The organism is Pseudomonas sp. c313 (assembly GCF_055407145.1).
Map to the genome: position 1 here is coordinate 107,607 of NZ_JBUZRD010000002.1, position 18,605 is coordinate 126,211.

The 18,605-nt window shown below is 59.5% G+C and carries 15 protein-coding genes and 1 pseudogene; 3 read left to right on the forward strand and 13 right to left on the reverse strand.

What is annotated here, in order from left to right; translation table 11 throughout:
* Positions 1 to 4 precede the first annotated feature (4 nt).
* The 5 genes from ACZRKZ_RS05390 to ACZRKZ_RS05410 form a co-directional block, all read right to left on the reverse strand.
* Positions 5 to 1,492 (reverse strand): alginate export family protein, encoded by a 1,488-nt coding sequence (locus ACZRKZ_RS05390; RefSeq protein WP_463980945.1) that lies wholly within the window; start codon positions 1,490 to 1,492, stop codon positions 5 to 7.
* Positions 1,489 to 2,928, reverse strand: a complete 1,440-nt coding sequence (locus tag ACZRKZ_RS05395) for an SEL1-like repeat protein (RefSeq protein WP_463980946.1) — start codon at positions 2,926 to 2,928, stop codon at positions 1,489 to 1,491. Before ACZRKZ_RS05395 ends, ACZRKZ_RS05390 begins: the two co-directional genes overlap by 4 nt.
* A 10-nt stretch (positions 2,929 to 2,938) precedes the next feature.
* Positions 2,939 to 4,090, reverse strand: coding sequence for a PilZ domain-containing protein (locus tag ACZRKZ_RS05400; RefSeq protein ID WP_463970002.1), 1,152 nt, complete (start codon positions 4,088 to 4,090; stop codon positions 2,939 to 2,941).
* Between the two features lie 16 nt (positions 4,091 to 4,106).
* On the reverse strand, positions 4,107 to 5,639 hold the full coding sequence (locus tag ACZRKZ_RS05405) for a glycosyltransferase (RefSeq protein ID WP_463970003.1): 1,533 nt from the start codon (positions 5,637 to 5,639) through the stop codon (positions 4,107 to 4,109).
* A 150-nt stretch (positions 5,640 to 5,789) separates the two neighbouring features.
* Positions 5,790 to 7,097 (reverse strand): nucleotide sugar dehydrogenase, encoded by a 1,308-nt coding sequence (locus ACZRKZ_RS05410; RefSeq protein WP_463970004.1) that lies wholly within the window; start codon positions 7,095 to 7,097, stop codon positions 5,790 to 5,792.
* A 551-nt stretch (positions 7,098 to 7,648) separates the two neighbouring features.
* Between ACZRKZ_RS05410 and ACZRKZ_RS05415 the strand changes: the two are divergent.
* A pseudogene (locus tag ACZRKZ_RS05415) lies at positions 7,649 to 7,900 on the forward strand (IS630 family transposase); the annotation flags it as partial.
* Positions 7,834 to 8,148, forward strand: a complete 315-nt coding sequence (locus ACZRKZ_RS05420) for a nitrilase-related carbon-nitrogen hydrolase (protein WP_463980947.1) — start codon at positions 7,834 to 7,836, stop codon at positions 8,146 to 8,148. The pseudogene ACZRKZ_RS05415 and the gene ACZRKZ_RS05420, both read left to right, overlap by 67 nt.
* Positions 8,149 to 8,178: 30 nt before the next feature.
* On the opposite strand, the gene ACZRKZ_RS05425 is transcribed toward ACZRKZ_RS05420, so the two are convergent.
* Genes ACZRKZ_RS05425 through ACZRKZ_RS05435 form a run of 3 tightly spaced genes read right to left on the reverse strand, consistent with a single transcriptional unit; the run spans position 8,179 to position 10,651 of the window.
* Entirely contained in the window at positions 8,179 to 8,727 is a 549-nt protein-coding gene (locus ACZRKZ_RS05425) for a GNAT family N-acetyltransferase (protein WP_463980948.1), read from the reverse strand.
* 19 nt (positions 8,728 to 8,746) lie between these two features.
* Positions 8,747 to 9,211, reverse strand: a complete 465-nt coding sequence (locus ACZRKZ_RS05430; protein ID WP_463970006.1) for an LEA/WHy family protein — start codon at positions 9,209 to 9,211, stop codon at positions 8,747 to 8,749.
* 12 nt (positions 9,212 to 9,223) lie between these two features.
* Positions 9,224 to 10,651 (reverse strand): nucleobase:cation symporter-2 family protein, encoded by a 1,428-nt coding sequence (locus tag ACZRKZ_RS05435; protein ID WP_463970007.1) that lies wholly within the window; start codon positions 10,649 to 10,651, stop codon positions 9,224 to 9,226.
* A 237-nt stretch (positions 10,652 to 10,888) separates the two neighbouring features.
* Between ACZRKZ_RS05435 and ACZRKZ_RS05440 the strand changes: the two genes are divergently transcribed.
* Positions 10,889 to 12,514 carry a methyl-accepting chemotaxis protein gene (locus tag ACZRKZ_RS05440; protein WP_463970008.1) on the forward strand — a complete coding sequence of 542 codons (1,626 nt, stop codon included), beginning with the start codon at positions 10,889 to 10,891 and terminating at the stop codon, positions 12,512 to 12,514.
* A gap of 671 nt (positions 12,515 to 13,185) precedes the next feature.
* Here the strand turns inward: ACZRKZ_RS05440 and ACZRKZ_RS05445 are convergent.
* From ACZRKZ_RS05445 to ACZRKZ_RS05465, 5 genes are all read right to left on the reverse strand, one after another.
* Entirely contained in the window at positions 13,186 to 14,181 is a 996-nt protein-coding gene (locus ACZRKZ_RS05445; protein WP_463980949.1) for a 2-hydroxyacid dehydrogenase, read from the reverse strand.
* Positions 14,181 to 15,485 carry an MFS transporter gene (locus tag ACZRKZ_RS05450; RefSeq protein WP_463970010.1) on the reverse strand — a complete coding sequence of 435 codons (1,305 nt, stop codon included), beginning with the start codon at positions 15,483 to 15,485 and terminating at the stop codon, positions 14,181 to 14,183. The genes ACZRKZ_RS05445 and ACZRKZ_RS05450 overlap by 1 nt, the downstream gene beginning before the upstream one ends.
* Before the next feature lie 56 nt (positions 15,486 to 15,541).
* Positions 15,542 to 16,486 (reverse strand): sugar kinase, encoded by a 945-nt coding sequence (locus tag ACZRKZ_RS05455; RefSeq protein ID WP_463980950.1) that lies wholly within the window; start codon positions 16,484 to 16,486, stop codon positions 15,542 to 15,544.
* Positions 16,479 to 17,261, reverse strand: coding sequence for a sugar phosphate isomerase/epimerase family protein (locus ACZRKZ_RS05460; RefSeq protein WP_463980951.1), 783 nt, complete (start codon positions 17,259 to 17,261; stop codon positions 16,479 to 16,481). Before ACZRKZ_RS05460 ends, ACZRKZ_RS05455 begins: the two co-directional genes overlap by 8 nt.
* A gap of 79 nt (positions 17,262 to 17,340) precedes the next feature.
* Positions 17,341 to 18,435, reverse strand: coding sequence for a LacI family DNA-binding transcriptional regulator (locus tag ACZRKZ_RS05465; RefSeq protein ID WP_463980952.1), 1,095 nt, complete (start codon positions 18,433 to 18,435; stop codon positions 17,341 to 17,343).
* Positions 18,436 to 18,605 lie beyond the last annotated feature (170 nt).

Here is an 18,605-nt window from a genome sequence, read left to right on the forward strand (position 1 = left end):
GTCCTTAGTAACTCATCACGACGCCAAACGAAATCTGGTAGTCGTCGCCGCTGGTCAGCGCGTTACCGGCGTTCAGGTAGCTGGCGGTGATCAAACCATTGACGTCGAAACGCTTGCCTTCATAGGCCAACGGAAACATCCTCCAATAGTAATTGACGTCATACATTTGCCCCACAGAGCGCCCGCCGGTATTGCCGCCGCTGTTGATCTGGGCGTTACGCTTCGAACGCTGGTCTGCGTCGATACGAATCGGCAGCGTACCGTTCTGGTCACGCAACTTGAGGTCGGTGACGCGAAAGTCCAGGTTGCTGCGCGCAGTGGGGCGGGTTTCCAGGGCCGCGCCGTAGTACTGCAGGTTGCGCAAATCCAGGCTGACGAAGGAGCTGACCAACCGGGTACTGTATGAACCGGGTTGTGTGATGCGGTCGGACTGGATGGCATTCAGGCGAAAGCCGTCGGTGTCGTCGTCGGTCTTGTCCGTCAGACCACCGCGCAAGGCCACGCGTGGTGTCCAGGCCAGGTTATCGAAGCGCTTGCCGACCTCGCCTAGCACGGCCCAACCGTTGCTGTGGTTATTGTGCGTGGTGATTTTCGACGACGGGTCCCTGGAGTTGGTCAGGCTGGTGCGGTCCATCTTGCCGTTCAGCGAAACCATTTCCAGGTGGTAGTCGCTCAGCAGCGGCGTGAACGTCAACTGGTCGCCCTTGAAGAACAGGCCACTGCGCACGCCCGTAAAATCGTAACGGTCGTTGATGTCGTGGTTGCTCTTGTCGTCCTCGTACATCAAACGCGCGCCCGCCCAGTTGTGCTCACTCCAGCGGTAGGCGTATTCGCCCATCGCATAGAAGGTGTTTTTCTCGGTGTCGTCCAGCGTATTGATGTCGGTGTTGTAGTTGTGGAATTTCTGCGCCACGGCGACAAAACCGTGGGAGAAGGTGTCGGTGTAGTTGAAGCGCACCGACTCGATGCTGTCGTCCCACCAAATGCCGTACTTGTCGCTGAAGCGCTGGCGCCCGGCCGACGCCGAGAAGCGCGGGTCGTCCCAAAGCAGGTTGCGCTTGACGTACAGTTCGCGGAACTCGGCGTAAAAGCCTTCGGCCTGTTTGCGGCCGCTGGCGTTGTTCTGATTGGTTTCGTTCTGCACCAGGCTGGCCGATTGGCTGGAGTCGTAGTCCAGCCAAACGCGGCCGTACACCTGCCACTTGGCCCAGCGTTTTTCCGGCGAGTACCAGACGAACGAAGGCTCGTAGCGCAGGCTGTAGAACGACTCGCGGCCGTTGCCGATTTCGGAGTTTTCCGGGCCGTAGCCACCTTGCAGGGTCAGCTTATTGAAGAACTCCGAGGTAATCGGCGGCTGGCTGCCGTCGGCCGGGGCAATGCGTACCGGCTCGCTGCTGTCGGCCTCAGGGCCGGTCACTTCTTCGGCTGCAAGGGCCGCGCCGTTGCAGGCCAGGATCAGTAGGGCGCTGTACAGAGGTGGGCAGGGCTTCACAATTGAGCTTCCTTCATGAGGTCGGCGCGGGCCACCTGGGCCCGGTCGATGTCGTCCTTGTTCAACACCCGGTCCAGGCGCTTGATCAGCCCGCGTGCGCGGTTTTCACCCAAGTCCACGGCCACTTGGGCATAGGCATAGGCCTTGACCTGGTCATGGCACAGCGCACGGGCGCGGAAATAGAGGGTTGCGATGCGGTAGTAGGCGGCGGTGGAGCCCAGGCGCGCCTGCTCCTGGTAGATCTGCAGAGCTTTTTCCTGATCGGGCTGGTCTAGGCCGCCCTTGCTGTACAGCTCACCCAGCAGCAACTGTGCGTCGCGGTAGCGCACCTCGATCAGCTCGTTGATCAGTACCTGGGCCTTTTCCGGGTCCAGGGTCAGCCAGTTGGTGACCATGTAGAACGACGCCTGCAAGGCCTTGGCCCGGGTCGGGTCGAGGGCCTGCACGCGGTTGATCAGGGCCTGGGTTTCTTCGGCATTGTGTTCGGTAGGGTTGCTGACCATGAAGTTGACCTTCGACACCAGTGCCGGTACGTAGCCGCGCTCGGCAGCGTTGTCGAACCAGCCTTGTACGCGGGCGGTGGCGGCAGCCATGGCCTTGTCGGCGGCGATCTGTTCGGGCGTCGGCGGTGCTTTCACAGCCTTTGGGCCCATGCCGCTGGCCAGGCGATCGTCCTTGTCGGCCTCTTCGTCGATTCGCTGCAGGCTGGTGATGCTGTCGAGCAGCGCTCCGATGCGATGCACGATCTCCACTGGTAGGCTGGCGCGCTGCGGTTCGAGCGTCAAGGCGAAGGCCTGGAACAGGCTGTCCTGCTGCTCACCGAGGAAGCGGTAGTAGCGGTCCACTGCGCGCACATCGAGTTTAACCGCCGCCTGGTAGTGACGGTCAGCCTCTCTGCGGTTGCCTTCGCGCTCGGCTAGCACCGCCTGGTACAGATCGAAGTGGCAGTTAAGCAGGCAGGATTGCTGGTACAGGCTGAGCAGTTGCCGGGCATCGGCCACGCTGAAGTCCCGGGGGTACACCAGGAACACTTCGAGGGTGGTGTTCAGCGTACGCGGGTCCTGGGCGTGGGGGTAAAGCGTCAGCGCCCGGGTCACGTAGCCGTGCTGTTGATCGCGCAGACGCGGGTTGCGATCGAGCAGGCGGGCCATCGAGGTCAACGCCAGGATTTCACCGGTGCCGTCGGCAAAGGCGTCCTTGTACAGGCCCAGCACTTCGTCGAAGTTGACCGTTTCCGAGTTCGAGAGAACGTCACCCAGCAGTTGCTTGGAGGCGCGGTCACCCCGTGCTGACAGCTCGCGCAGGTCGGCCACGACGTTGGTATTGGGGTCCTTGTACAGGGCGTATCGTACCTGTTCCAGGCTTTGCCCGGCGTAAACCGGGCTGGCCAGCCACAGGGCCAGCAGCAACAATGACGGGCGCGTCGGCAATTTCATCGCGGCATCCTTACAGCGACAGGTTGAACGGCAGGCCCAGGTACAGGTCCACCGCCACAGGCTGTTGGTAGGCTGAACGGGGCAGCGGGCTGTCGGGCTGGATCGTCAACTGCAGGTTGTGGTTGTTCTCGTCCACCTCGGAGCCGACGACCTTGCCGCTAAACGGCTGCTCGATACCGAACACCTGCATGTTCACCGAACGCACCCGCGAAATGTCGGCTAGGCGCGCGAACGGCACATTGGCCTTCACGAACAAGCCTTCATCACTGGGTAGCAGATGCACCAGCGGTGCTTGCTTATAGGCGTAGCCGTCGAGCGGCTTGCTTGGGAAGTAGACTTCGCAGCTGCACGGGCTGGCGATCACGGTCTCGATGGTTGCGCGGCCCAGCAGGGTCTGCAGATCACCGGGCGAGAGGTCTGCCACGGCCTTCATGTCGGCCGGGCTGGTAAAACTGGTGGCCAGTTGCGTAGACACTGTGGCAACGGGCTCGCCGACGCTCACCTGTGTCTGCCCCGGCTTGAGCATGAACTTCAAGTAGCCGTTGTCGGGCATGCTAATGACTTGCGCGTTGGCGCTCACTAGGGCCTGGTCTGCGGGGATGCGGAAGAACAACATGTAGCTCTTGTAGGCCACGAACGCCACGGCCGCCAGGCCCAGCACCAGCCACGCCAGTGTGCCGATCACCGCGCGCAGGCGGTCCAGCGAGCCACGGGCGATGGCGTATTTGTGCTTGCGTTCCTTGATGTAGTTTTCGCGCTGCATCACGTTGAACAGGCCATTGATGTCGGCGATCTCGCCAGACATGTAGGCCGAGATGATGTAGCGCAAGATGTCGCGTTTCTGCGAATCCAGTTCGACGAACTCGGCGCCCACGTTTTCGCCGCGCTGGGAGACGATCTTGATCTTGGCGTCGATCGCCAGGTCCATCTGGTTCAGTCGCAGCTTGATCGATGCGTTGTAGAGGCTGCCAATCGTCAACGGCTCGGCATGCAACAGGCCGAGGCCGCCCAGGGAAATGTCCTGGATATCGCTCTCGAACGGAGGCTGGCTACTGCCGTCGAGCTTGACCTTGGCGTTGATCTTGGTGCGCACGTACTGGCGTTCGTCGATCGCTTCATGGACCACATTGGCCGGGAGTACAGATGTCGGTGAGCTACTCATGGCAGGCGCCTTTCCTTTAACGTTGCGTGAGTTCGAGCAGAACTGAAATGACCCCGAAGAACACCGCGATGGAAGAAAACATCATCGCCTTCGAGGACCAGCGGTTCATGGCGGCATCGAAGTTGACGCTGCCGTTGCTGAGAGTGGTTTTTTGACGGGTCCAGCTCTGTTGGTCCATGTGAAACATCGCGTACACCTTCATCACCGAGCCAACGATCTGGTTGTAATACAGAACGAAGGGGTAGGCCGGGCTTACCGGGTGGCCGGAGAATATGAACATCAGCGTCACCAGGGTTCGCGACAGCAAGACCCAGAACACGTACACCAACAGGTACTGCATGCCGAAGATCAATCCTGCGAACACCGAGGCGGTCAGTCCCATCAGGCAAGTCCACATCGATACCCGCTGGTCGTACAGCACGTACAGGGTGAACAACCCCAGGTGTGCGCGGCCCAGCAGGGTGGTGGCACGGAAGTTCTGGCGTAGCGAGTTGCCGTACCAACGGAACATCAGTTGCCGAGTAGCCCGAAAGAAGTTGCTGTCGGGCGGATGCTCCACCGTCAGCGTATGGCTGTCAGGCACGTAGAAGGTGTCCCAGCCGGCGCGCATCAGGCTCAACCAAGACGACTTGTCATCACCGGTAAGGAACTGGAAGCGGCCCAGGCGCCAGTGATCGAGAAAGTCGGCCTCCACGTCCTTGATGAAGTCGGGGTCGATCATCACGCTGGCGCGGAAAAACGACAGCCGCCCGGTCAGGGTCAGCACGCGGTGTGACAGGGCCATCGAACACATGTTGATGTGCCGCTGCACGAAGCGCATCGAGTGCCACTCGCGCATCAGCGTGCTACCTTCCACCTCGCAGTATTCGTTGGTGGTCAGGCCGCCGACGTTGGGCAGGGCGGCGAACAGCTTGACCGCGCGCTCCACACAGTGGGGCAGCATCATGGTGTCGCCGTCGACCACGCCCACTACCGAGTTTTCCAGTGGCATCTGCCGCGACAAGGCTCGGAACGCATGGGCCAGGCCATCGCGCTTGCCGGTGCCGCGGGCTCGTACGATGATCAGCTTGATGTCGTCTCGGCTCTGCACCTCGTTGCGCATGATGGTTTTGATGAACTGCTCGTCACCCTTTTCCACGATCGAAGCGATCACCGTGCAGGGCACGTTGAGCCGCTTCACTTCCTGGAACACCGACTGGTAGACCTTGAAGGTGGTGTGGGTGGGGATGCGAAAGCTGGTCACTACCATGTACATGTGGTCCGGCAGCGCCGCGTCCCCCATGCGGTCCACTAGGCGGCGCAGGCGCGGGAACTTCCAGTACAGAAAGTACATGCCGCGCAAGTAGTGGACGATAGCATTGCCATAACGCCACATACCGATCGTACCAATGATGAAAATGAACTTGGCGTGGTCCGGATTCAGGTACTCGGGCGCGATCATTTCTGAGGCCAGTGCAATCAGGGCGAACAGGCACGCCCAGGCGCAGAAACGTGCAAAGGACGGCTTGTTGAAAACCCCACTGACCGCACTGCTAGCGTGTCGATCCATCTGCTGTTGACTCCTTAAATATATATTTGCCGACCGCCTGACCGCTTCACGCGCTTACACTGCCAGCCTGGGCTTGTGCCTGGGGTGATCAGTTATGTGGGCGTGACGCAGACAGTCAGTCCTTGGGGTGCTTCACCACGAACGGGTGAATTACCAGCAAATCCCTTCCTGGGTGTCGTTGGTGCGATGGCTCATGAAGCCCACCAGGTCGACGATCTGTTTGTCGTCGTTGCCATCCAGCACATCGGCGAAGTGAGGGTCGTTGTTGCCCAGGATCAACAACTCAGCGCCCTCCACCACGCGGGCAAGGTCGGCGCACAGCAGCGATGACACGTGGGGGATCTTCGATTCGATGTATTCCTTGTTCGAACCGAATACGCGGGCGTATTCGACGTTGGCATCATAGATGCTCAGCTCGAAGCCCTTGCCAATCAGCATCTCGGCCAGCTCCACCAGAGGGCTTTCGCGCAAATCGTCGCTGCCGGCCTTGAAGCTCAGTCCCAGCAGACCGATCTTGCGCTTGCCATAGCCACTGATGATGTCAAAGGCGTTCTGCACCTGGCTGCGGTTGCTGTTCATGATCGAGGCGAGCAAGGGGTGCTCGACGTCCAACTGGCTGGCACGGTAGGTGAGGGCGCGCACATCCTTGGGTAGACAGGAGCCGCCGAAGGCAAAGCCTGGGCGCAGGTAGTAACGTGAAAGGTTGAGCTTGTGGTCCTGGCAGACCACGTCCATCACTTCGCGGCCGTCCACGCCCGAGGCCTTGGCGATGTTGCCGATCTCGTTGGCGAAACTGACCTTGGTGGCGTGCCAGACGTTGCAGGTGTACTTGATCATTTCAGCGACTTCAATCGACTTGCGGATCACCGGCGCATCCAGGTCGTGGTACAGCTCTTCGAGCATGTCGCCAGACAGTGCGTCAAACTCACCGATGACCGTCATGGCCGGGAAGTCGTAATCCTGGATCGCGGTGCTTTCGCGCAGGAACTCAGGGTTGGTAGCCACGCCGAAGTCTACGCCGGCCTTTTTCCCCGAGGCCGCCTCCAGCAGTGGGATGACCACGTTTTTCACGGTGCCCGGCAACACGGTGCTGCGCACGACCACGGTGTGGCGGTCGGTCTTGTCACGCAGCGCCGCGCCGATTTGCTCGCATACCGCTTCAATATAGACCAAGTCTAGGTCGCCGTTTTTCTTGCTTGGAGTGCCGACGCAGAGCATCGACAAATCACTGTCCAGTACCGCCTGGGCAACGTCGGTGGTGCCGCGCAACAACCGAGTGGCAATACCTTTGGCAAGCAGTTCGCCTAGGCCCGGTTCGACGATGGGCGACTGGCCCTTGTTGATCATGTCAATCTTGCTTTGCGAGATGTCGACGCCAATGACTTTATGTCCCCGGGAGGACAAACAGCCAGCACAAACAGCGCCCACATAGCCCAGTCCAAATATACTGATGCGCATAGATCCCTCTCCCTGAGTGTGCTTAAGTGCAAACTCAATCAGCTACTTTGTAATTTTAGTGTAACTAGCAGGCGCAAACAGTTGCTCAAGGTTAAGTCTTAATTGGAGGTGTTCTTGGAATTAAGCATATCGTAGAGATGTGGAGTTAACTGCGCAATAGGGTGGAGCAAGGCTTATTAAATAAATATTAATATTTTGGCGTGAATTAAAAATATCCTATTAAATCAATAAGTTAAAGTTTGTATTTTTGTGGCGTCAAAAAATAAACAGCTGTTAAGCGTCATTACTATGGCGCCATTTTTATACGCTTGGCGCCAGCTTTCAGGCTTCTCCTCGCGACTTTAATGTTTGCGGAACTGCCTATTGCTCAACCTTTACAGGCACTTGGAGGCGTCAGCGAGCCTTGCAATACACTTTGTTACATAAGCAGAGACTACTTTTGTATTAATACTAATGGCCACTGCGAGTAACTGATTCTAGTGTCCTGTATTCGAAACAAGTTTCTAACCTGAGCTATGCTTCTGTGGTCAGTCAGTGCTTGTAGTGATCATATGAACTCTCAGGACATCATGCTCAGTGAAGACGAACAAACAGAACTGAGTCGGCGTATAAGATCCGCCACGATCAGTCAGCGCGACGGTCGTCGGACGACGGTGATTTTACTGGCCGCTTGAGGTTGTTCGCGTAACGATATTGCCCAGTTGACCGGTCTCTCCGTTGTTTCAGTCACCCGCTGGTGCAAGCGTTTTCAATTGTTGCTGCGCTGCAGATCGACTCCTTGCCCGGCGGCAAGGGCGAAACCCTGGAACAGATCCTCTCCTACGAGGACGAAATCAAACGCAGCGGCGCGCAACTGGTGGTCATGCCCGAAGCCTTGCTTGGTGGCTACCCCAAGGGTGAAGGTTTTGTACGCAACTGGGCTATCGGCTGCCTGAAGGTCGCGAAGCCTTTGCCCGCTACTTCGCTAACGCCATCAATGTGCCTGGCAGCGAAACCCAAGTGCTGGCTGGACTCTCGGCTCGCACCGATGCCAGCCTGGTGCTGGGGGTGATCAAGCGCAGTGGCAGCACGGGTGTGCGTTTTATCGCTGACTAAGCAGCCATTCCTCGCGGGTCATTTCCCAGATATCCCGAGGAAAGTTACCTTCGACGAACCTGCCTTCGTCGCTTCTGATCAAGCGCATGCCGGTGCGCTCGGAAAGCCGCCGCGACGCCAGGTTAGGCGCGGCCTTGGGCACCCGCATCAGCGGGCGCTTGAGCACGTCGAACCAATACTCGGTCACTGCTGCACTGGCCTCGGCCATCAAACCCTGACCTTGCCAGTGCGGGCCCAACCAAAAACCACGGTTGTTGTCGACCTCATCCATCAGGCTGACGTTGCCAATCAACTGCTCAGGTGCGGTTTTAAGACGGATCGACCAATGCCATTCGCGACCCGCAGCGATAGCGGGCAGGGCGACTTTTTCCAGGTAGGTTCGAGCACCATCGGCCGGGTAGGGCCAGGGCACCATGGCGTTGAGGTAGCGCACCACTTCCCAGTGAGGAAACTGCTGCTGGATACCCTCGGCATCGTCCAGGGTCAGGGGTTTGAGGATCAAGCGTTCGGTGTACAGCGTCGGTAGTACGTCCATGCAGTGGAGACCTCCTTGTTTACCAGGTAGCGGCCGCGTTCGGCAGGTCGAGGGTGCCGCGATCGACAAAGCGCATGGTCCCGAACAGCCCGCCCGCCAGCTTGCCCCGCAAGACGTAGGGCAGGTTGTTCAAACTCTGGGTCTGGCTCAGGCCCAAGGTCTGACGTAACACAGAAAACGCTGAAACACTCACCGGCACGGTCAGGACGGTCTCGGAAAAGCGTGGGATGGAACCCTGCTGATCACTGACCCCAGCTGCCAGCGGCCGGCCATTGACCTCCAGGTCCAGGGCCACGCCGTTGTAGTCGATGGCGGTTTCGTTGGGGTTCTGTACCCGCAGTTTCACCGCGAAGCGCACTTCCAGGTCCTGACTTTGCAACGGCTCGATACCCACTACATTGATGTTCACCGGGTCGCGATTGGGGAATAACGTGCAGGCGCTCAGGGTAAACAACAGCAGGGACAGGACAACGAGGTTGCGCATGACAAGGTGCTCCTATTTCGTGACGTCCGGATCCTGCATAACCTTGAGGGTCGACGACTCCGGATCAAATTCATCTTCTTGTAACGTTATGAACTCCTCGGGCAGGAAGATGTTCAGCAAGATAGCGCAGAACGCTCCGACGGTGATCGGCGACTCAAAGATGTTGTGCAGCGCCTTGGGCAGTTCGCGCAGCACTTCTGGCACTGCCGCGACGCCCAGGCCCATCCCCAGGGAGATGGCCACGATCAGCATGTTGCGCCGATGCAGACCGGCCTCGGCGAGGATCTTGATACCGGCCACTGCTACCGTGCCGAACATGATCAGCGTCGCGCCGCCCAACACCGGTTTGGGCATCAATTGCAGCACCGCGCCAATCATCGGGAACAGCCCCAGCATTACCAGAAGGCCGGCAATGAAATACGCCACATAGCGGCTGGCCACGCCGGTCAACTGGATCACACCGTTGTTCTGCGCAAACGTCACCATTGGCAGGCTGTTGAAGGTGGCGGCCATCACCGAGTTGAGACCGTCGGCCAACAGCCCGGACTTGATGCGCTTGATATACAGCGGGCCCTTGACCGGCTGTTGGGAAATCATCGAGTTGGCGGTCAGGTCACCCGCTGCCTCCAGGGGCGAAATCAGGAAGATCACCGCCACCGGGATAAACGCTACCCAGTCGAAGGAAAAGCCGTACTTGAACGGCACCGGCACGCTGATCAGCGGCAGTTGGGGCAACGCTGCCAGGTCGACGCGACCCATCCACCAGGCAACTACGAAGCCCAGGGTCAAGCCGATCACAATCGAGCCCAGGCGCAGGAACGGATTATTGAAACGGTTAAGCACCACGATGGTCAGCAACACCAGCGCCGCCAATCCCATATTACTGGCCGCCCCCAGGTCGCTGGCGCCAAAGCCACCGGCCATGTCGGTGACCGCCACCTTGATCAGCGACAGGCCCATCAGCGTAATGATGGTGCCGGTGACCACCGGGGTGATCAGTTTGCGCAACTTGCCGATGAACTGGCTAAGCACCACCTCGATAAAGGCCGCGAAGAAGCAAATGCCAAAGATCGTCGAGAGGATTTCATCGGTGCCGCCACCTCGGGCCTTGACCATGAAGCCGGCGCTGAGGATCACGCTGATAAAGGAAAAACTGGTGCCTTGCAGACACAGCAACCCGGAACCCACCGGGCCGAAGCGTCGTGCCTGGACAAAGGTGCCCAGCCCCGAAACGAACAGCGCCATGCTCACCAGGTACGGTACCTCGCTTTCCAGGCCCAGTACGCCGCCGACAATCAGGGTCGGAGTAATGATGCCGACAAAACTGGCTAGCACATGCTGCAGCGCGGCAAACATTGCCGCGGTGAAGTGCGGCCGGTCTTCGAGGCCATAGATCAGGTCAGATTTATAGCGGGGGCGCGGGGCTTGAGCGTCAGACAAAATTCAGGCTCGGGTCAGAAAGTGGAGGCGCAGGATGCCAGAAAGCGTCAACGGTCAAAAGTGTGAAAATATATTTCTCCGCTAACTGCATAAAAAGCTCAAGCCTGCCGATACCTCTTATTAGGCCCACACACTAATGATAACAGTGGCGCCGAACGGTCATTGGTAGCGCGTTGACGCTCGATGGCCGTGTCGCGGCAAGGATGCGCGCAGCCATCACCTTCTGAGAGTCGTCCTATGTCCCTGCGTAATCTGAATATTGCACCTCGAGCCTTTCTCGGTTTTGCGTTCATTGCGTTGTTTGTCATTGTCCTGGGGGTGTTTGCGGTCAACCGCATGACTCTGATTCGCCAGATTTCGGTGGACATGGGGGCCAACCAACTGCCCAGCGTCGGCTTTCTCGGCAACATGACCGAAAGCGTCCTGCGCCTGCGGATCTTGTCATTTCGCGTATTGGTCAATCGCGAGCCCGCCGCGTTGCAGGAAGCTCAGACGCGCATTGGGGTGCTGCTGGATAAGCTCAGGCAGGCACAAACCGGCTACGCCGCGATGCCTGCCGGTTATGAAGAGGCGGCGCTGTACAAAACGTTCGTCACCACCCTGGATAACTACCTCAAGGCCCAGGCCGAGATGCTGGCACTGTCCCAGCAGAACAAGGTGGAAGAGATGCGCGCCCTGATCAACGGCAGGATCAAGGACGGCACCGACCAGATGGGCGAGCAGTTGAACAAATTGGTTGCCATCAATGTTGCCGACGCCAGGCAGGCTGGTGAAGATGCAGGCCAAAGCTATCGGGACGCCATCACCGGCATCATCGTGGTATCGGCTGCGGCGGCGCTGATGACCATACTGCTGGCTTGGCTGCTGACCCGTAGCATCGTCACCCCGTTGCGCAAAGCAGTGGAAGTTGCCGAAACCATCGCCGCTGGCAACCTGACCAAAGCCATTGAGGTCGACGGCAAGGACGAACCGGCCCGCCTGCTCGGCGCCTTGGCCTCCATGCAGACCAATCTGCGCCAGACCATCCAGCACATTGCGGGCTCTGCCACGCAACTGGCCTCCGCTGCCGAAGAACTCAGTGCCGTCACCGAAGAAGCCTCCAAGGGCTTGCAGCAGCAGAACAACGAAATTGACCAGGCCGCCACTGCGGTCAACGAAATGACCGCCGCCGTGGAAGAAGTGGCGCGCAACGCCGTATCCACCTCCGAGGCGTCGAGCCAGTCGAACCAGGCCGCACGGGAAGGGCGTGATCGCGTGGTGGAAACCGTCGGCGCGATCCAGACCATGACCCAGGACGTGCAGAACACCTCAGTCATGATCGAAGGCCTGGCCACTCAAGGCCGTGATATTGGCAAGGTGTTGGATGTGATCCGCGCAATTGCCGAGCAGACCAACCTGCTGGCCCTCAATGCGGCGATTGAAGCGGCGCGGGCCGGTGAAGCAGGACGCGGCTTTGCCGTGGTAGCCGATGAAGTCCGGGCGCTGGCGCATCGCACTGCGCAGTCGACCCAGGAAATCGAAAAAATGGTCGCCGGTATCCAGAACGGCACCGGGGAAGCGGTGCAGTCCATGCAGCAAAGCAACCAGCGCACCCAAGAAACCCTGGTAATGGCCCGTGCTGCCGGGGTGGCTTTGGAGCAGATCACCCAGTCCATTAGCCTGATCAACGAACGCAACCTGGTGATCGCCAGCGCTTCGGAAGAACAGGCCCAGGTCTCCCGTGAAGTGGACCGCAACCTGGTGAATATTCGCGATCTTGCGACCCAATCGGCGGCGGGCGCCAACCAGACCAGCGCCGCCAGTCATGAACTGTCGAGGCTGGCGGTGGATTTGAGCGGGATGGTTGCAAGGTTTGTGATCTGACCTGATCTGTAACGTACGCAGGGTTAGTGTGGGCTGGGGGCATATCCGTTATTTTGGTTGGGGCGGATTAGGGTTACGCCCTTACGGCGTGTCACTTTTGAAAAGAGCCCAAAAGTAACCAAAAGGCTCTTGCCCCACCACTTGGTGCCTCGCTGTGGCTCGGCATGCCTTCACTCCGGCATTGCTCCGTGGGCCGCCGCGATGGGCCATCCTTGGCCCAGCGCGGCTAAACCGGCGTCCTGCCGGTTTACCCACGGATCAATACCTGCGTTCAGCCATCGTGGTTAACGGGGCGCCTTAGATCAAGATCAAAAGCACGGCGGCCTGGTAGCCGACCTGAGCGGTGAGAAGCAAGAGCGGATCTACTGCCCACTGCCCACTGTAGGAGCGAGCTTGCTCGCGATGGCCGTTAACGATGACGCTGGCTTCCTGAATCACCGCGGCGCCCTCAGGTTCTTCGCGAGCAAGAACTAGGCGTCCCCCTCGCTCCTACAGAAAAACGGGTGGCTCTTGATCTGCCTGCCCATAAAACCAGAGGCCGAACGCAGGTGTTGCGCAGTGGGTAAACCGGCAGGGATGCTGCTTTTGCAAAGTGACACGCCGTAAGGGCGTAACCCTAAGCCGCCGTTACCGCAGCAACGGATATGTACTCTACCCAACTCCTTGATTTACTACGTATTGTGCTTGGTGTCAGGTTTCCAGGCGGCTTCGTTAACCAGATTTTTCGGCCGCTCTCCCGCCAGCGCCGCCAGTAGATTATCCACGGCACATCGCGCCATTGCCTCCCGTGTTTCATGGGTGGCCGAGCCGATGTGTGGGGTGGCGACCACGTTGTTCAGGTGCAGCAGCGGCGAATCGTGGTTCAACGGTTCGCGCTCGAATACATCCAGCCCGGCAGCGCGGATCGTGCGTTGTTGCAGGGCTTCGATCAGCGCCGCTTCGTCCACCACTTTGCCGCGAGAGATGTTGATAAAGATTGTCTCCGGGCCCATCAGCGCGAACTCTTTAGCACCAATCAAACCCTGGGTTTCAGCGGTCAGCGGCAACGTCAGGCAAACAAAGTCGGCTTGTTCCAACAGCTGCGGCAGGCTGCGGTACTGCGCGCCGAAACGTTGCTCCACCAAGGGTTTTGGCGAGTGACTGTGGTAGATCACCGGCATGCCGAAACCGAAATGCCCACGCTGGGCCAAGGCTTCGCCGATGCGGCCCATACCGATGATGCCCAGGGTCTTGCCGTGCACGTCGCTGCCGAAATGCAGCGGGCCAATGTTCTGGTTCCAGTTGCCGGCGCGGACCATATTGGCCAGCTCCACCACCCGTCGGGCGGTGGCCAGGATCAGCGCGAAACCGGTGTCGGCGGTGGTTTCGGTGAGCACGTCAGGGGTATTGCTGAGCAGGATGCCGCGCTGGGTCAGATAGTTGATGTCGTAGTTGTCGACACCCACAGACACGCTGGCCACTGCCTCCAGGTGTGGCGCCAGGTCCAGCAACTTTGCGTCCAGGCGCAAACTGGCTCCCAGCAGGCCCTGGGCGCTGGGCAAGGCGTCGCGTAGCTGCGCCAGGCCGCCTTCGTCGAGTGATTCAATCAGCGTGACGTTTGCCTGTTCATGCAGGCGGGCCATCAGTGGCGCGGAGAGTTTTTTGTAAAGCACGACATGCTTTTTCATCAGGTTCTTACCTTCAATTCGAGGGGGCGCAAAGAAGCCGCCTGAGGCTGTTCACGGTCACTGGCACCGGGCTTGAGAAAAATCGTCAAGATCACCGACAGCATCAATGCGCCGCTCATCAGCAGGTACGAGGCGCCAGGGGAGCCGGTGCTGCTATTGAGATAACCCACCAGATACGATCCGCCAAAGGAACCCAGCGCCCCCATGCTGTTGATCAGCGCCATGGCGCCGCCGGCAACGTTGGCCGGAAGGATTTCCGGGACGATGGCGAAAAACGGTCCATAAGGCGCGTACATGCAAGCCCCGGCGATCACCAGCAGCGTGTACGACCACCAGAAGTGCTCGGCGCCCAGGGCGTACGAGCCATAGAAGGCAATAGAGGCAATCAGCAGCGGCGGCCAGACAAAACGTTTACGTTTTTGCAGCTTGTCCGACGCCCAGGACACAGCCAGCATCGCGATCACTGCGGCCAGGTATGGCAAAGCCGACAGCCAGCCGGCCTCGACCATGTCCATCTGCAAACCGCTCTTGAGGATCGACGGTAGCCACAGCACAAAGCCGTAGACGCCAATACTCCAGCAAAAGAATTGCAGTGCCAGGATGATCACCTTCGGCGAGCGGAAGGCCTCGGCGTAGTTTTTCACTGCCTTCATCCCCACCTGTTCGGCGGCCAGGGCAGTTTCCAGGTCTTTTTTCTGTGCGTCGCTGAGCCACTTGGCATCGGCCGGGCGGTCGTCGGCCAGGCGCCACCAGATAAACGCCCAAAGCACCGCCGGCAAGCCTTCGATGATGAACATCCAGCGCCAGCTGTAATGCTGCACCAGGTAGCCCGACACCACCGACATCCAGAGCATGGTCACCGGGTTGCCAAGGATCAGAAAGGTATTGGCCCTGGAACGTTCGGCGCGGGTAAACCAATGGCACAGGTACACCAGCATCGCCGGCATCACGGCTGCTTCCACCACGCCGAGCATGAAGCGGATGGCGATCAGCATGTAGGCGTTGGAGACCACGCCGGTTAGCGTCGCTAGGCCACCCCAGAGGATCAGGCTGACAAAAATCAGCTTCTTGACGCTGTGTTTTTGCGCGTAGATCGCCCCTGGTACCTGGAAAAAAAAGTAACCGAGAAAGAACAGCGCACCCAGCAGCGACGACATGCCGGGGGTGATCATCAAGTCTTCGGCCATCCCGGAGGCTGCGGCAAAGCCATAGTTGGCGCGGTCCAGGTACGCCAGGCTGTAGGTGATAAAGACGATGGGCATGATGTACCACCAACGACGGGTGGCTAGTTTCAGCGTTTGCATGAGGGTGCTCCTGAGCTTGTTGTAGTTGTGGCAACAGGTAACTTGGGTGTTTTTGACTAACCGGCTTTTTGTGAAAGGGGCAGGTCAGCCCGCATCGGCAACCCCTCCATATCTCCTCGACTCTGCACGGCACGGCTGCCGATCCAGTTGCCGCGCTGTACGGCCTGGGCAAAGCTGAGGTTTTCCAGCAGGGCGCTGATCACGCCCACGGCAAAGCCATCGCCGGCGCCCACGGTGTCGATCACCTTGGCTACCGGTACGGCGGCGACAAATCCTTCGTCCAGTTGGGTGCGGTAATAGGCACCATCAGGCCCCAGCTTGATCACCACGGCTTCCACGCCTTGGTCCAGGTAGAACGCGGCGATGTCCGCCGGGTCTTCGAAACCGGTCAGCAGGCGGCCTTCACCGAGCCCCGGCAGCACCCAATCCGCCAGGCAGGCGAGGGCGTTGATTTCGCTGATCATGCGTTGCTCACTGGCCCACAGGGCCGGGCGCAAATTGGGGTCGAACGAGACGCTGCGCCCGGCCTCGCGCATTTGTGTCATCAATTGGCGGGACAGATCTCGGGTGGCATCCGACAGCGCTGGCGGGATACCGGTGGCGTGCAGATGACGCGCTTGCAGGAGTTCGGGACGGATCACCGCCACCGACAAATGACTAGCCGCCGAACCACGGCGGAAATACTCCACCTGCGGATCAGCGCCTGTGTCTTCCCGTGATTTGAGCTGAAAGCCCGTGGGGTGCAGCGGGTCAATCGCTACATGGCTGCAGTCCAGGCCTTCGTTCTGCAGGGTGTCCACCACGAAACGCCCAAGGGAGTCGTCGCCCACCCGGCTCAGCCAGGCCACGTTGAAACCCAGGCGTGACAGCCCAATGGCGACATTGCTGTCGGCTCCGGCGATGCGTTTGTGAAACTGGCCAACCTGGGCCAGGTCGCCGGTTTGCTCGGCGACAAACATCGCCATGGTTTCACCAAACGACAGAATATCGATCTCAGACATGAGCGTTCTCCAGGCGGGGCTGGCCAAGGACAGTAAGGGCAGCGACCTGTTGGGCGGTGACCTGTGTCAGGTCTTCGCCTTGCAGGGGAAATTCCACGGCCCGGGTAATACCTTGGGGCATGTGGCGCAGCAATTGTTCCCATAGATGCAGGTCTGCGGCGCCCGGCGGCAGTGCTACTAACTTGCCATCCGCGCGGCGGGCCACGGCCTTGCAGTGCAGGTAATCGACATGCCGACCCAACAGGCGGGCGGCCGTGGCGGCCGATTGGTCCTGCCATTGCCAGTTGCCGATATCAAAGGTCATTTTCACCGGCACGGCGAGCCGCTCGGCCTCGTTGAAAAAGCGCTGCATTGGCTCGATACGCCCGCCGTGCAGGGTCTGGTCATTTTCCACCAGCAAGCGAACAGGGTGACGGTTGAGCAGGGCCGCCAGGCTTTGCAGGTCGTTGGTATCGGTGAAATAACCGAGGGAGACTTTCAGCCAGCGAGCCCCGAAGGCCTGTGCGCGGTCGAGAGTGGCAGCCAGTTCGGCGTTGGGCTGCGCGCGGCCGGCGACCCAAAGCTCCAGTGGCGAGGAAAATACGCATTCCAGACCTTGGTCTGCGGCAGTTTGCGTCAGCTCGGCCGGTTGCTCGGTGGTCAGTAACTCTTCTCGCCATTCGATACGTTGTGCGCCGGCATCCGCCAACACATGGACAAAACTCAGTTGGCCACGCTGGCGGACGACGTCCGCGCCGTAGCTGGAGAGGTTGATGGAAACGGGGTATTTGTGCATTATTATTGATCTCTGAAACCGGTTTCATTTTTTGACAAAAGTTAAATTTTGGAGCCCTGCATTCCGCGATAGGGTCCTGTCAGTCGATCTCTTTGGTGACTGATACACCGCCATCGCGGGCAAGCCCGGCTCCCACAGAGAGTTGCGGCGTTTTGAAGAGTGAGCGGGTTGACCCGCGGACAATCAGTTGCGGCAGGAAATCCAGGGTTCGCGCTGGCGAATCGTCACCGCGCAAGCGCTTGAGCAGGCAGTCAAACGCACTGGCACCAATGGCCTCGGTGGGTTGGGCAAGGGCGGTGATGCCACTGCCTACCAGCGGGTACCAGTCCAGGTCATCCAGGGCAATCAGGCCGATATCGGTGAACAGAGTGCAGCCCAGTTCCTGCAGCGCTCGCGTGCAGGCCAGGGCGGCAATGCCGTTGGCGCAGAACAGCGCCTTGGGACCGTTTTGAGGACTCATCAGGAAGCTTTGCAGCTGACTGTTCAAGTGCGCATCAATTTCCAGCACGGCGCCGCGCAGGCTTGTGCGCTGGTTGATCTGGGCCTTGAAGCTGTCCAGGCGTTCAACCCGTGAGCTGGTGCCATCTGCCGCTTCGCTGACCAGCAGCAGGTCACGATAGCCTTGCTGCTCCAGGTGTTCGACAGCCATGCGCACGGCAATCGGGTTATCCAGCCCCACCAGGTCGCTGTGCAGTGGCTCGACCTTGCGATCCACCAGCACCAGGGGCATTTCCCGCTGCAGCTCCAGCAATTGGTCGAGGTGATGGCCGAGGGTGTTCACGATCAGGCCTTCGATATTGTACGAGCGCAGCGCAGCCAGATGCTGGCGCTCCTGCTCGTCATCACGGTCGGTATTGCACACCACCAGGCTGTAGCCATGCTTGCGGCAGGCAGTTTCAACACCGTGCATCACGGCAATCGAATAAGGGTTGCGGATATCGGCCACCAGCATGCCGATCAGGCGGGTGCGCCCACGTTTCAGGCCACGGGCCATCTGGTTGGGGCGGTAGCCCAGCTCATCAATGGCCCGCTCGATGCGCAGGGCGATGGCATCGGAGAGCAGAGCGCGGTCGTCACCGATAAAGCGCGACACGCTGGCCTTGGACACGCCCGCGCGCTCGGCTACATCGAGCATTGTGACGCGGCTGCGCTGGGCGGCGGAAAAGGTTGTCACGGTGGCGGGCCTTTCTTATTGGATTTATGGGGTATCAGTACTGAATCACAGCATTGAAACCGGTTTCAGGAAACACCAAGTAAGAAAGTCCGTCAAGAGAATGTAGGTCAAGTCGTCCAAGTCACCGTCCACGACATCCGACGAGTGGCAGGTGCTACCTGTTAGTTTTG

Bases quoted from the DNA above. Each gene is read 5' to 3' on its own strand.
- ACZRKZ_RS05395 (WP_463980946.1), bottom strand. From the start codon at position 2,928: ATGAAATTGCCGACGCGCCCGTCATTGTTGCTGCTGGCCCTGTGGCTG.
- ACZRKZ_RS05400 (WP_463970002.1), bottom strand. From the start codon at position 4,090: ATGAGTAGCTCACCGACATCTGTACTCCCGGCCAATGTGGTCCATGAA.
- ACZRKZ_RS05405 (WP_463970003.1), bottom strand. From the start codon at position 5,639: ATGGATCGACACGCTAGCAGTGCGGTCAGTGGGGTTTTCAACAAGCCG.
- ACZRKZ_RS05410 (WP_463970004.1), bottom strand. From the start codon at position 7,097: ATGCGCATCAGTATATTTGGACTGGGCTATGTGGGCGCTGTTTGTGCT.
- ACZRKZ_RS05425 (WP_463980948.1), bottom strand. From the start codon at position 8,727: ATGGACGTACTACCGACGCTGTACACCGAACGCTTGATCCTCAAACCC.
- ACZRKZ_RS05430 (WP_463970006.1), bottom strand. From the start codon at position 9,211: ATGCGCAACCTCGTTGTCCTGTCCCTGCTGTTGTTTACCCTGAGCGCC.
- ACZRKZ_RS05440 (WP_463970008.1), top strand. From the start codon at position 10,889: ATGTCCCTGCGTAATCTGAATATTGCACCTCGAGCCTTTCTCGGTTTT.
- ACZRKZ_RS05445 (WP_463980949.1), bottom strand. From the start codon at position 14,181: ATGAAAAAGCATGTCGTGCTTTACAAAAAACTCTCCGCGCCACTGATG.
- ACZRKZ_RS05450 (WP_463970010.1), bottom strand. From the start codon at position 15,485: ATGCAAACGCTGAAACTAGCCACCCGTCGTTGGTGGTACATCATGCCC.
- ACZRKZ_RS05455 (WP_463980950.1), bottom strand. From the start codon at position 16,486: ATGTCTGAGATCGATATTCTGTCGTTTGGTGAAACCATGGCGATGTTT.
- ACZRKZ_RS05460 (WP_463980951.1), bottom strand. From the start codon at position 17,261: ATGCACAAATACCCCGTTTCCATCAACCTCTCCAGCTACGGCGCGGAC.